We start from the raw sequence: 10,899 nt of genomic DNA on the forward strand, positions 1-10,899 counted from the left end.
GCGACGCGAAATTAGGTTCAGCCGAAACGATTGTTCCGCGGAAAGCCGGTCGGCGGCATCCGCCCCGCGGCGCCGCGCGCGACGCGCCAGGGGACAAGGTCGGTTTCGGTCCGGGTGCGCCCGGTGTCGCCGCCCATCGCCCAGCTCAATCCTTCGGCAAAGGCGAAGCTCACCGCGTCGGACAGCCCGCCGTCGCGGTATCGTTGCAGCATGACGCCCTGACCGCGCGCCATAACCGGCACTTCGCTGATCGGGAACACGACAAGTTTGCGGTTTTCGCCCACCGCGGCGACGCTGTCGTCGCTGGCGCTGATCGGCCGCACGACCGCAAGCTGAGCGCCGGTCTTGAGGTTGACGACGTTCCGGCCTTTGCGCGTTTCGGCCACCACCTCGGCCATTTGCGCGATAAAGCCGTGGCCGCTCGTCGAGGCGAGGAGCAGGCGGCCATCGGCGCTGGCCGGGATCATCGCGACAATCCTGGCTTCGGGATCGATGTCGACCATCAGCCGCAGCGGTTCGCCAAAGCCACGTCCGCCGGGCAGCTTGTCGGCGCCGACGGTGAAGAACCGCCCGTCGCTCGCCGCAATCAACAGCTTGTCGGTCGTCTGGGCGTGCGCGGCGAACAGCAACTCGTCGCCTTCCTTGAACTTGAACTCGCTCCACTGGTCGGCGGCGACATGGCCGCGCTGGGCGCGGATCCAGCCGCGTTTCGACAGGATCACCGTGACCGGTTCCTTTTCGATCATCGCGTCGAGCGGGATTTCGCGCGCCGGCGCGGCCTCGGCGATCGTCGTGCGCCGTGCGCCGAGCAAGGTTTCGAGCCCGTAAACCGCGCGCAGCTTTTCCAGATCCTTGCGCAGCCGGGTTTTCTGCCGCGCCGGGCTTTCGACGAGCTTCGCCAGCTCCTCGCGCTCGGCGGTCAGGTCGGCCTGCTCGCGCTTCAGCTCCATTTCCTCCAGCTTGCGCAAGGACCGCAGCCGCATGTTCAATATTGCCTCGGCCTGCCGGTCGGTCAGGATGAATTCGGCGATCATCACTGGCTTTGGCTCGTCCTCGGTACGGATGATCTCGATGATCCGATCGAGGTTGAGGAAAGCGATGATATAGCCCGCGACCAGCTCCAGCCGGTCGTCGATCTTGGCGATCCGGTGCTGCGCGCGGCGGACGAGTACGATGATCTGGTGCTGGAGCCATTCGGTGAGCAGCTGGTGCAGCCCCATCACCTTCGGCGTGCGCGTCGCATCGAGGACGTTGAGGTTGAGCGCAAAGCGGCTTTCGAGGTCGGTCAGCCGGTACAGGCTTTCCTTCAATATGTCGGGATCGACATTGCGGCTCTTGGGCTCGAGCACGATGCGCAAATCCTCGGCGCTTTCGTCGCGGACATCTTCGAGGATCGGCAATTTCTTGTCGGCGATCAGCTGCGCGATCTGCTCGATCAACTTGCCCTTGGCGACCCCATAAGGAATTTCGCTGATGACGAGCTGCCAGGTGCCGCCCGACTGCTTCTCGATACCGCTTTCTTCCCACCCGCCGCTTTCCAGCTTGCCGGTCGAAAAGCGCGCGCGGACGCGAAAACCGCCGCGCCCCGTTTCATAGGCTTGCCGGATCGTCTCGGCGCCGTCGACGACGATGCCGCCGGTCGGGAAGTCGGGCCCCTTCACATGCTCGAGCAGCTCGGACAGTTCAGCGCGCGGATTTTCGATCAGCACCAGCGCGGCGTCGATCACCTCGGCGGCATTGTGCGGCGGAATGTTCGTCGCCATGCCGACCGCAATCCCGCTCGCGCCATTGGCGAGCAGGTTGGGGAACAGCCCGGGCATAATCTCGGGCTCTTCGTCCTCGCCATTGTAGGTCGGCCTGAAATCGACCGTGCCCTCGTCGAGCCCCTGCATCAGGTCGATCGCGACGCGGGTCAGCCGCGCTTCGGTGTAACGATACGCCGCAGCGTTATCGCCGTCGATATTGCCGAAATTGCCCTGGCCGTCGACCAGCGGGTAACGGAGCGAGAAATCCTGCGCGAGGCGGACCATCGCGTCGTAAACCGCGGTGTCGCCGTGCGGGTGAAATTTGCCGATGACGTCGCCGACGACGCGTGCCGATTTTTTGTACCCTTGCGACGGGTCGAGCCGCATCGCGCGCATCGCCCATAGCAGGCGGCGGTGCACGGGCTTCAATCCATCGCGGAGATCAGGAAGCGACCGTGCGGTGATCGTCGACAGCGCATAGACCAGATAGCGTTCGGACAGCGCGCTGCCGAACGGCGTGTCGGTCATGCCGGGAACGGGTTCAGGATTGTCGGGATCGTCGGTGGTGGTCGCCATGGTCGCGGCGCGATAGCAAGGCTAGCGCGTCAAGGCAAAGGGCGATCGGGGGCGTGGGTTCCGCTTCGCGCCCACGTCGCCGTGACGACGTCGTCAATGCCCGCCATGCTTGTATCAGAGCGACTAGTTCAATCGGTCGGCCAGTCGCGTCATCAAATCCATGCGTTCGTGCAGAATTGCGACCACCAGCGCGGCGGCATTCTCGCGCGGCAGGCAGAAAATATAATGGTGCTGGCAATGAACCACCCGCAATCCGGGATGGATATCGCTCAAATCCTTTCCCGTCCGCCCGCCGCCTGCGATATTCTCGATGCATCGAGTCAGTTTCGCGACATAGTTCCGCGTTTGCGCATCTCCCCATTCGGCGCGCGTATAGTGAATAATCGCCCGAAGGTCGGCCTCCGCTTACGGAAGCAAGACATAGCGAGGCGTCAAGCGTCGCGGTCCGTCGCCAGTTCCTCTGCGACGATCGCGTCGATACTTTTGCCCGAAAAGTCACCGGCCAGCCCGTTGCCAATGCGCTGCTGCAACAGGGTTTTCAGCTCGTGCCACGCTTCATCGTCGCCGGTTGGTTCGGGAAACAGACGTTCGAGCGCATATTGCCGGATCGTCTTCCCTTGCAGCGCAGCCAGCGCCTTCAAATTCTGGTGCTGCTGATCCGAAATATCGATCGTCAGGCGGCTCATATCAAAACTCCAGACATCAGCTTCGCACATTACCACAAATGTGGGTTTGTGCATAGCGTCGAGACTGCCGTTTGATGTGCTCAATCGGCATAAGCCTTGACCAGATCGAACATATAATCGCGCCCGACATACACCGATTTCACCTCCATCCGCTCGTTCAGCCCGTGCGCGCCATTGCCGTCGGGGTCGCCCCACATGCCGGGGATGCCATAGGTCGGGATGCCGACGGCGCCGAGGAACGTCGCGTCGGTATAGCCGTTCGCCATCGACGGGATGACCTTCAGCCCCGGCCAATATTTGTCGACCAGCTTTTGCATCGGGCCGATGATCTTGGGATCGAGCGGCGGCGCGGGAGGGGCTGGGCGCTTGGGGGGCAGCTGGGTGACCGTGACGCCGGGATCGCCGATCAACTTCGCCAGTTCGTCCCTGATCGATTCGATGCTGTGGCCGGGAAAGATACGGCAATTGATGTTCGCCCCGGCGCGCTGCGGCAGCGCGTTGGCGGCGTGGCCGCCGTCGAGCAGCGTCGCGACGCAGGTGGTGCGCAAATTGCTGTGCAGGAACGGGTCCTTGTTGACGATCGCCTCGGCGTCCTCGTCGCCGATATTCTTCGCCAGCGCGACCATCGCGGCGCCGGTGGCATCGGCGCGCAACGCACCCGCCTCGGCAAAATAGCGCCGCGTGGTATCGGTCATTTCGGCAGGGAAGCGATGTTCCTCGATCTTCGTCACCGCACGCGTGAGCTGGTAGATCGCATTGTCGGGGACCGGCGCCGAGCTATGGCCGCCGGGGTTGCGCGTTTCGAGGCGGAAGTTGGCGAACGTCTTTTCGCCGACCTGCACCGACTGGCCGATCACCTTGCCTTTCCCGTCGCTGTCGCCGCCGCCGCCTTCGTTGAGGGCAAATTCGGCGTCGATCAGATCGCGCTTGTTCGCGGCCAGCCATTCGATCCCGTTGAACGCGCCATTGGTCTCCTCGCCGCAGGTCAGCGCCATCTTGACCGTCCTTCTGGGCTTATAGCCCGCCTGTTGGAAACGGATCAGCGTATCGACCCACACCGCCGCCTGCGATTTGATGTCGGCGGTGCCGCGACCATAGAAATAGCCATTTTCCTCGACCATGATGAAGGGGTCGCGCTCCCAATCCTCGCGCTTCGCCTCGACGACGTCGATATGCGCGATCAGCAGGATCGGCTTTGCGGTCTTTGAGGTGCCGGGATAGACCGCGACCAGCCCTCCTTCCTTGGGCTTGTCGGGCGTCGCGAACAGGGTCAGCTGGCTGTCGGGAATGCCCGCCGCCTTGAGCCGCGCCGCCATGCGTTCGGCGGCGAGCGTACAGCTGCCCGATGACAGGGTCGTGTTGGTTTCGACGAGTTCCTTGTAAATTTCGCGAAACGCCAGCTGGTCGGGGCGCGGTGCCGGATCGGCGGCCAGCGCGGGCGTCCCCACCGCCAGCGCGGACAACAGTAAAACAGCCAGCTTTTTCATCGAATTTCTCTCCCCGTTCCGGCTGATGAAGGGAGCAGAAAGCACCGCGAGCCGCAACCCGTCATCGCGCCCTCTTGCGAAGCCCCGATCTTTCGCGCAAGCCGTGCGCCGGGTAGAGGAGAGTGCGTGACAGCCATCATCGATGAACCGCCGGGTCCGGTGGCACGCTTTGTGCGGCGCTTGCTGCTGGCGATGTACCGCATCCGTGGCTGGAAGGCCGTCGGCGTCGTCCCCGAACCGCGCCGCTTCATCCTGATCGCGGCGCCGCACACCAGCAATTGGGACTTCGTCAATTTCCTGGGGCTCACCGCCGATCTGAAAATCCGGCCGCATTTCATGGCGAAACTGTCGCTGTTCCGCTGGCCGCTCGGCGGCTTCATCCGCCAGATGGGCGGTGTCGCGGTCGACCGACGCGGCGGCGGCAATGTCGTCCAGCAGATGGTCGACGAGTTCGCGCGCCGCACCGAATTCATGCTGACCGTCGCGCCCGAGGGGACGCGCGCCAAGACCCAGAAATGGCGCACCGGCTTTTACCAGATCGCCATGGCGGCGAAGGTGCCGATGGTCGTCGGCATGATGGACTATGGAACCAAGACCGGCGGGCTCGGCCCCCTGATCTGGCCGAGCGGCGATTTTCGCGCCGATATGCTGAAGGTGCTCGAGGTCTATCGCACCTGCATTCCGAAATTTCCCGAGCGCGCGGTGCGCTCGATCGACGATATTGTCGGCGACGACGGCCCCGAATTGGAGATGCGCGCATGACCGACCTGCTGTTGCTGCTGGCGATCAATTTTGCCGGACTGCTGGGGGTGATCCTGATCCTGTGGGCGATATCAGTGGCGATCCGCGACGTGTCGTTCATCGACGCCTTCTGGGCATTCGGCATGGTCCTGCTGGCGTGGGGTGCGGCGTGGCAGGCGGGGTTCGATGCGCTCCACGCCAAGTTACTACTCGGGCTGACCAGCCTGTGGGGGCTGCGGCTCGCCATCCATCTGACCGTCCGCTGGGTGGGGCATGGCGAAGATCCGCGCTATGCCAGGATCCTGGCGCGGACGATGGAAACGAAGAAATGGAGCTGGGCCAAGACGGCGCTGCTCACCGTGTTCCTGACGCAGGCGCCCTTGCTGTTCATCACTTGCCTGCCGGCGCAGATCGGCATCTGGGCGAGCGGGGAGGCAGCGACGGAGGGCGTTGGTATTCTCGCCATCGTCGGCGTGGTCGCGGCGCTGATCGGCATCGCGTTCGAAACGATCGGCGATGCACAGCTCGATGCGTTCCGCAAGAATCCCGCGAACAAGGGGCAGGTGCTCGACACCGGGCTCTGGCGCTACACGCGCCATCCCAATTATTTCGGCGACGCGTTGACCTGGTGGGGATTGTGGCTGATCGCCGCCGACATCGGGCCGTGGGTCGCGCTGGCGAGCGTCATCGGGCCGCTGTTCCTGACCTTCACCCTCACCAAATGGTCGGGCAAGGCGCTGCTCGAAAAGGGGCTGCACAAGACGCGGCCCGACTATGCCGCCTATGTCGCGCGCACTTCCGGTTTCATCCCATGGCCGCCAAAGGCGCGTTAGACGGGGGTCTAGGCAGCGAGGCGCTGGCCGCCGACGCCAGCGCCCTCGGCGACGCCCCGCGCATCCGCGCGATCCTGACCGAAGCCGCGCGAGAGGGCCGCGCGGTCAGCTATTCCGAATTGCTCGGCGACCTGGGGTTCCGCTTCACCCGGCCCAAGATGCGCGCGCTGTGCAAGACCTTGGCCGAGGTCGACCGGCTGTGCGCGTTGGATGGCGAACCGGACCTCGCGGTGCTGGTGGTGCGCGAGAGCGACCGCCTGCCCGGGCAGGGCTGGTGGGTCGGGGGGACCGCCTTGCTGCTCGGCTATGACGGCCCGTGGGAGGGCGCCGCGGCGGCCCGGTTAATTCGCGAGCAGCAGCAGGCGGCGTTTGACTATTGGGAGGGGCGGTGACCGCTCACGATCGATTGCGGACGTACGTCATTTTCTCTCTCCCCTTGAGGGAGAGATACGGAGGCTTGGCAGCTTGCTGCCTAGCCGCAGTTGAGAGGGGGTTTACGCCTGCTGGCGTCCACCCCCCTCTCCAAGCTTCGCTAGCTCCGGACGGAGCAAGCTGCGCTATCCTCTCCCTCAAGGGGAGAGGAGTTTAGGGCAGCTAACCACCCCAAAGCCGACATCCCGCTCTCGTCATCTCGGACTTGATCCGGGATCCATCCCTGCGCCGTCGTCTGGATCCCGGATCAAGTCCGGGATGACGAATGAGGGGGGCGCCTACTTCTTCAACCCAATCTCCCGCAACCGCTCCTGCAAATAATCATCCGCGGAGATCGGCGTCGGGTATCGGTTCGGATGCGCATCATCGATGCAGCTTTCCAGCGTTTCGATCGGATAATCCGAGCGGAAGTGCAGGAAAAACGGCATCGAATAGCGCGCCACGCTCGCGCGGCCTTCGTCGGGGTTGCGCACGCGGTGGGTGGTCGACGGCAGCTTGTTGTTGGTCAGCCTCTGGAGCATGTCGCCGACATTGACCGCCATCGCGCCCGGGGGCGGGCTGACCGGTAGCCAGCTGCCGTCCTTGTCGAGGATTTCGAGCCCGGCCTCTTCGGCGCCGAGCAGCAACGTGATCGTGTTGATATCCTCATGCGCCTCGGCGCGGATGCCCTTGGCGCGGGCCGCAACCGGCGGATAGTGGAGCAGGCGCATCACGCTGTTGCCGTCCTTCACCGTGTCGTCGAAGAAATCGGGCGCAAGGCCAAGGTAACGTGCGATGCCCGACAGGAGCTGGCCGCCGACGCGGTCGAACTCGGCGAACAACTTATCATAAACCGGACGGAAGCCGTCGACCTCGGCGGGCCAGACGTTGTTCGGCTGTTGCGCGGCGAGGCGGTGCCCGGCGGGCAGGTCGCGCCCGACGTGCCAGAATTCCTTGAGGTCGACTTCCTTCGCACCCTTGGCGATCTCGGTGCCGAACGGCGTATAGCCGCGCGCGCCGCCGCCGCCGGGGATATGATAGGTGCGCTTGACCTCTTCGGGCAGTGCAAAGAAATCCTTCGCTTTTGCCCAAGCATCGTCGATCAGCGCGGCGTCGATGCCATGATCGGTGATCATCGCAAAGCCGAAGCGTTCGAACGATGCGCCGAATTCCGCAGCGAATTTTTCGGCGGGCAACGACATGGAAATGACGGGAACGGCGGCGGTCATGCTGTAAGGTCCAATATGTTGGTGCTGTGGCACGCCATGGCGAAGGGCCGCCGGCGCGTCTTTGACATGAATCAGATTTAGGCGCTGCCGCGTCGCAGCGAAAGGAAAAAAGGCGCCTTCCGCCGCGCCTGCGGCTCGGCTAAGCCGCTGTCCATGAGCAAGCAATATTGGCTGATGAAATCCGAACCCGACGCCTATCCGTGGGAGCAGCTGGTGCGCGAAGGCACCGGCATCTGGGATGGGGTGCGCAATCACACCGCCAAGCTGAACCTGAAAGCGATGCGGGTTGGCGACGAAGCGCTGTTTTACCACAGCAATATCGGCAAGGAATGCGTCGGGATCATGCGCATCACCGAAACGGCGTTCCCCGATCCGACCGCCGAAGAAGGCTCGCCGTGGGTGGTGGTGCGCGTCGAACCGGTGCGGGCGCTCAAGCATCCGGTGACGCTGGCCGCGATCAAGGCTGATCCGAAGCTTGCCGATATGGACCTGATCCGTCAGTCGCGGCTGTCGGTCGGACGCGTGACGCCCGCCGAATGGAAACATATTCTGAACAAGTCGGAGAAGCCGACAGGCTGAGGCCCGTGTCCCCCTGTCGCTGCGCGACAGGGAGGAGCGTTCAACTCTGGCGCAGCTTGACCTGCAAATGCTTCGCCACCGACGGGTGCAGCGGGTGGATGAATTCGCACCCATAGCTGTTGCCGTCGGCGCGGCGGACGACGGCTTCGATCGGTTGCAGTCCCGGCAGGTTGACCCAGATATGCTTGCCGATCTGCGGCCGGAAAAAGGTCACCATGCGAAATCCGGTCGACGACAGATCGAACAGTTCGACGTCGAAGGGGTTCAACCCGGCCTCGCGGTAGCGCGCTCGCGCCTGCACCGGTGCGCGCTCGGCGCGGCGACCGGTGACGGCGGGTCGTTTGGTTTCGATAATGCGATTGCCCAACACTGCTTTGGTCCCAGTTCTTATGTGTTCATTCCGGAGCTTTTAGCGCGCCGGTGGTTACCTCGAAGTGAAGAGATATGGTGAATTTCGCCTACATCGGCGGGCTATCGGTCACCGTCATCAACTGCGCCGGAAAGGACGCGGCGACCGCGACCGCATCGCGCCATTCGCTGCTGAGCCAGGTCGCATGCTGGTCGGGGTGCAGGATCACCGGCATCGCATGCGGCTGATACTGGCCGACCAACCGGTTGGGGTCGGTCGTAAGCATCGCAAAACAGGGCCAATCTTCGCCGTCGCGGTGGATCCCGGCAAAGGCGAAAATGGGCTGCGACGGGATTGAAAACCACTGCTGGCGGCGTGCGCCTGCTGGCCCTGACCACTCGGCAAAGGCGGTTGCGGGGATCAGGCAGCGCAGTTCGGCGTGACGCAATGTCCCGATCCAGAACGGGCTGGCGAGGTTGCGGACGTGCGTCACGGGCCGGTCGCCGCGCGGCGGAGGCGGGACGCCCCACAATTTCGGGCGCAGAAAGCGGCGCGCGCCGCCGCGACCGTCGCTGACGATCACCGGCGCGGGCCGCGCGGGCGCGACATAATCGCCGCTCCACGGATCGTCGCCCGCCTCGGCAGCAAAGGCCGCGGCAATCGCGGTGGCGGGGGCATCGAGGCGGTAGAGGCTGGTCACCGCCTGGCGATCGCGCTGGACAAGGTGGCTGTCAATCGCCCGCTTGTCGGTTACTTATCCCATGGGGATTTCTGTCCGGTTTCAGAGCGTTGCTCGTCGCGCGCCGCGTCGGCGGCGCGGTCTGCCGCGACCATCACGCCGGCGCCCATCATGCTGCAACCGACAAAGCTCATGATGCTGAGGCAGCCCAGCCCCATCAATACCGATTTCACGATCTCGCCCATGTACCGCTCCGCTCGCTTGGTCCGGAGCCATCTAGCGCAGGATCGTAAACATGCCGTTTACTCTGGGCTGCGCACCCGGCCGCGCCCGGCCTTGATGCTGCTGCGCGCTTTCTTGCTGTCGACGCGGCGCGCTTTGGCGGCCTTGCTCGGTTTGGTTTTGATGCGGCGCTCGGGGCGGACCAGCGCGGCGTCGATCAGCTCGGACAGGCGCGCGCGCGCGTCGGTGCGGTTCGCTTCCTGTGTGCGATAGCGGCGCGCCAGAATGATCAGTTCGCCCTCGCTCGTCATCCGGCTGCCGGCCAGCGTTTTCAAGCGCTTATAGGCATCGGGGGCGAGCCCCAGCGCATAGACGTTGACGCGCAGCTGGCACGCGGTCGCAACCTTGTTGACATTCTGCCCGCCCGGTCCCGTCCCGGCGAGAAACTTCTCCGAAATCGCGCTTTCGGGGATCTCAGCCACGGGTCGGGGCGGCTCCCTCCGGCGCGGCAAAGCCCAGCGCGATGAAGCTGTCGGGGAAGGGCGCTTCGGCAATTATGGACGGCTTGACGTCACGTTTTACCACCAGCCGTTCGGCGTGCAGCAGCGTACGCGTCTTGGTGCCGCCGCGACCGTAAACGGGATCGCCGACCAGAGCGAAGCCCAGGCCTTCGAGCGCATGGACGCGAATTTGATGCGTGCGGCCAGTTTCGGGGCGAAAACGCAGCAAACTCCGCTCGCCCACGACGGCCAGCTTTTCCCAATGCGAAATCGACGGCTTGCCTTTCGGGTCGCCGACCATCCGCCAGCCGTCCTCGGCGGTCGATACCTTGCCAAGCGGCAGGTTGATCGTGCCGCTGTCCGCGTCGGGTATGCCATCGACGATCGCCAGATATTGTTTCTCGACCGCGCGGTCCTCGAACGCGCGGGTGAAACGCCCGTGCGCTTTCGGATTGCGGGCGAGGAGAAGGCAACCCGAGGTGTCGCGGTCGAGCCGGTGCACCGCAAGCGGCCAGCGCTTGAAGCCGAACTTCAAGAGGTCGAGATGATTCTCGAGGCTGAGGCTGCCATCGCGCGGGGCGTCGACCGGCAGGCCAGCGGGCTTGTCGATCACGAGGGCTTCGCCGTCGAGGAACAGGATACGGTCTGAAAGGAGCATGGCGCGCTATAGGCGGAGCGAGGGGCAGCCGAAAGCGGAAAGGTTGGTGGCGCTGTGGATGGCGAGTCGGCTTTTGGGTGGGGGGCGACGGCCAGTTTCGATCGGTAACCGCGACTCCCAATTGGTCATCCCGGCGCAGGCCGGGGTGACGATGAAGGGAAAATCCTCCCTGTGGCGAAGCCATGGGGAGGGGGACCGTCGCCG

General features: G+C 64.3%; 13 protein-coding genes and 1 pseudogene. 4 read left to right on the forward strand and 10 right to left on the reverse strand.

What is annotated here, in order from left to right; genetic code table 11:
* Window positions 1-17: 17 nt before the first annotated feature.
* The 4 genes and pseudogenes from parC to SPYCW_RS01865 form a co-directional block, all read right to left on the reverse strand.
* Entirely contained in the window at window positions 18-2,321 is a 2,304-nt protein-coding gene (gene parC / locus SPYCW_RS01850) for a DNA topoisomerase IV subunit A (RefSeq protein WP_120215336.1), read from the reverse strand.
* 123 nt (window positions 2,322-2,444) lie between these two features.
* Window positions 2,445-2,714, reverse strand: a pseudogene (locus SPYCW_RS01855) (type II toxin-antitoxin system RelE/ParE family toxin); the annotation flags it as partial.
* A gap of 38 nt (window positions 2,715-2,752) precedes the next feature.
* A complete protein-coding gene (locus tag SPYCW_RS01860) occupies window positions 2,753-3,091 on the reverse strand; it encodes an antitoxin (RefSeq protein ID WP_232014791.1) in 339 nt (112 codons plus the stop codon).
* The gene (locus tag SPYCW_RS01865; RefSeq protein ID WP_120215337.1) at window positions 3,088-4,494 is read right to left on the reverse strand and encodes a M20/M25/M40 family metallo-hydrolase; all 1,407 of its coding nucleotides are present in this window, start codon (window positions 4,492-4,494) and stop codon (window positions 3,088-3,090) included. Before SPYCW_RS01865 ends, SPYCW_RS01860 begins: the two co-directional genes overlap by 4 nt.
* 126 nt (window positions 4,495-4,620) lie before the next feature.
* Between SPYCW_RS01865 and SPYCW_RS01870 the strand changes: the two genes are divergently transcribed.
* The 3 genes from SPYCW_RS01870 to SPYCW_RS01880 are packed head-to-tail and all read left to right on the forward strand — an operon-like array spanning window position 4,621 to window position 6,460.
* Complete coding sequence (locus SPYCW_RS01870; RefSeq protein ID WP_120215338.1) at window positions 4,621-5,256, forward strand: lysophospholipid acyltransferase family protein; 636 nt, start codon at window positions 4,621-4,623, stop codon at window positions 5,254-5,256.
* Window positions 5,253-6,068, forward strand: a complete 816-nt coding sequence (locus tag SPYCW_RS01875; protein WP_120215339.1) for a DUF1295 domain-containing protein — start codon at window positions 5,253-5,255, stop codon at window positions 6,066-6,068. The genes SPYCW_RS01870 and SPYCW_RS01875 overlap by 4 nt, the downstream gene beginning before the upstream one ends.
* Complete coding sequence (locus SPYCW_RS01880) at window positions 6,047-6,460, forward strand: ribose-phosphate pyrophosphokinase (RefSeq protein WP_120215340.1); 414 nt, start codon at window positions 6,047-6,049, stop codon at window positions 6,458-6,460. The genes SPYCW_RS01875 and SPYCW_RS01880 overlap by 22 nt, the downstream gene beginning before the upstream one ends.
* 318 nt (window positions 6,461-6,778) lie before the next feature.
* On the opposite strand, the gene SPYCW_RS01885 is transcribed toward SPYCW_RS01880, so the two are convergent.
* A complete protein-coding gene (locus tag SPYCW_RS01885) occupies window positions 6,779-7,708 on the reverse strand; it encodes an isopenicillin N synthase family dioxygenase (protein WP_120215341.1) in 930 nt (309 codons plus the stop codon).
* Window positions 7,709-7,861: 153 nt separating this feature from the next.
* Here SPYCW_RS01885 and SPYCW_RS01890 point away from each other — a divergent pair, with 153 nt between their 5' ends.
* Window positions 7,862-8,287, forward strand: coding sequence for an EVE domain-containing protein (locus SPYCW_RS01890; RefSeq protein WP_120215342.1), 426 nt, complete (start codon window positions 7,862-7,864; stop codon window positions 8,285-8,287).
* Between the two features lie 40 nt (window positions 8,288-8,327).
* Here the strand turns inward: SPYCW_RS01890 and SPYCW_RS01895 are convergent, their stop codons facing one another.
* The 5 genes from SPYCW_RS01895 to SPYCW_RS01910 form a co-directional block, all read right to left on the reverse strand.
* Window positions 8,328-8,657, reverse strand: coding sequence for a PilZ domain-containing protein (locus SPYCW_RS01895; protein ID WP_171005341.1), 330 nt, complete (start codon window positions 8,655-8,657; stop codon window positions 8,328-8,330).
* Between the two features lie 88 nt (window positions 8,658-8,745).
* Entirely contained in the window at window positions 8,746-9,336 is a 591-nt protein-coding gene (locus tag SPYCW_RS01900) for an SOS response-associated peptidase family protein (RefSeq protein WP_120215344.1), read from the reverse strand.
* A 50-nt stretch (window positions 9,337-9,386) separates the two neighbouring features.
* Window positions 9,387-9,560, reverse strand: coding sequence for a hypothetical protein (locus SPYCW_RS18880; protein WP_168453730.1), 174 nt, complete (start codon window positions 9,558-9,560; stop codon window positions 9,387-9,389).
* Window positions 9,561-9,617: 57 nt separating this feature from the next.
* Complete coding sequence (gene arfB, locus SPYCW_RS01905) at window positions 9,618-10,019, reverse strand: alternative ribosome rescue aminoacyl-tRNA hydrolase ArfB (RefSeq protein WP_120215345.1); 402 nt, start codon at window positions 10,017-10,019, stop codon at window positions 9,618-9,620.
* Window positions 10,012-10,695 carry an RluA family pseudouridine synthase gene (locus SPYCW_RS01910; RefSeq protein ID WP_120215346.1) on the reverse strand — a complete coding sequence of 228 codons (684 nt, stop codon included), beginning with the start codon at window positions 10,693-10,695 and terminating at the stop codon, window positions 10,012-10,014. The genes arfB and SPYCW_RS01910 overlap by 8 nt, the downstream gene beginning before the upstream one ends.
* Between the last annotated feature and the right edge of the window lie 204 nt (window positions 10,696-10,899).

The organism is Sphingopyxis sp. EG6 (assembly GCF_003609815.1).
Classification (GTDB): domain Bacteria; phylum Pseudomonadota; class Alphaproteobacteria; order Sphingomonadales; family Sphingomonadaceae; genus Sphingopyxis.

What these genes read in the sequence shown, in the direction of transcription:
- parC (WP_120215336.1), bottom strand. Translation starts at nt 2,321, where the DNA reads ATGGCGACCACCACCGACGATCCCGACAATCCTGAACCCGTTCCCGGC.
- SPYCW_RS01865 (WP_120215337.1), bottom strand. Translation starts at nt 4,494, where the DNA reads ATGAAAAAGCTGGCTGTTTTACTGTTGTCCGCGCTGGCGGTGGGGACG.
- SPYCW_RS01875 (WP_120215339.1), top strand. Translation starts at nt 5,253, where the DNA reads ATGACCGACCTGCTGTTGCTGCTGGCGATCAATTTTGCCGGACTGCTG.
- SPYCW_RS01880 (WP_120215340.1), top strand. Translation starts at nt 6,047, where the DNA reads ATGGCCGCCAAAGGCGCGTTAGACGGGGGTCTAGGCAGCGAGGCGCTG.
- SPYCW_RS01885 (WP_120215341.1), bottom strand. Translation starts at nt 7,708, where the DNA reads ATGACCGCCGCCGTTCCCGTCATTTCCATGTCGTTGCCCGCCGAAAAA.
- SPYCW_RS01890 (WP_120215342.1), top strand. Translation starts at nt 7,862, where the DNA reads ATGAGCAAGCAATATTGGCTGATGAAATCCGAACCCGACGCCTATCCG.
- SPYCW_RS18880 (WP_168453730.1), bottom strand. Translation starts at nt 9,560, where the DNA reads ATGGGCGAGATCGTGAAATCGGTATTGATGGGGCTGGGCTGCCTCAGC.
- SPYCW_RS01910 (WP_120215346.1), bottom strand. Translation starts at nt 10,695, where the DNA reads ATGCTCCTTTCAGACCGTATCCTGTTCCTCGACGGCGAAGCCCTCGTG.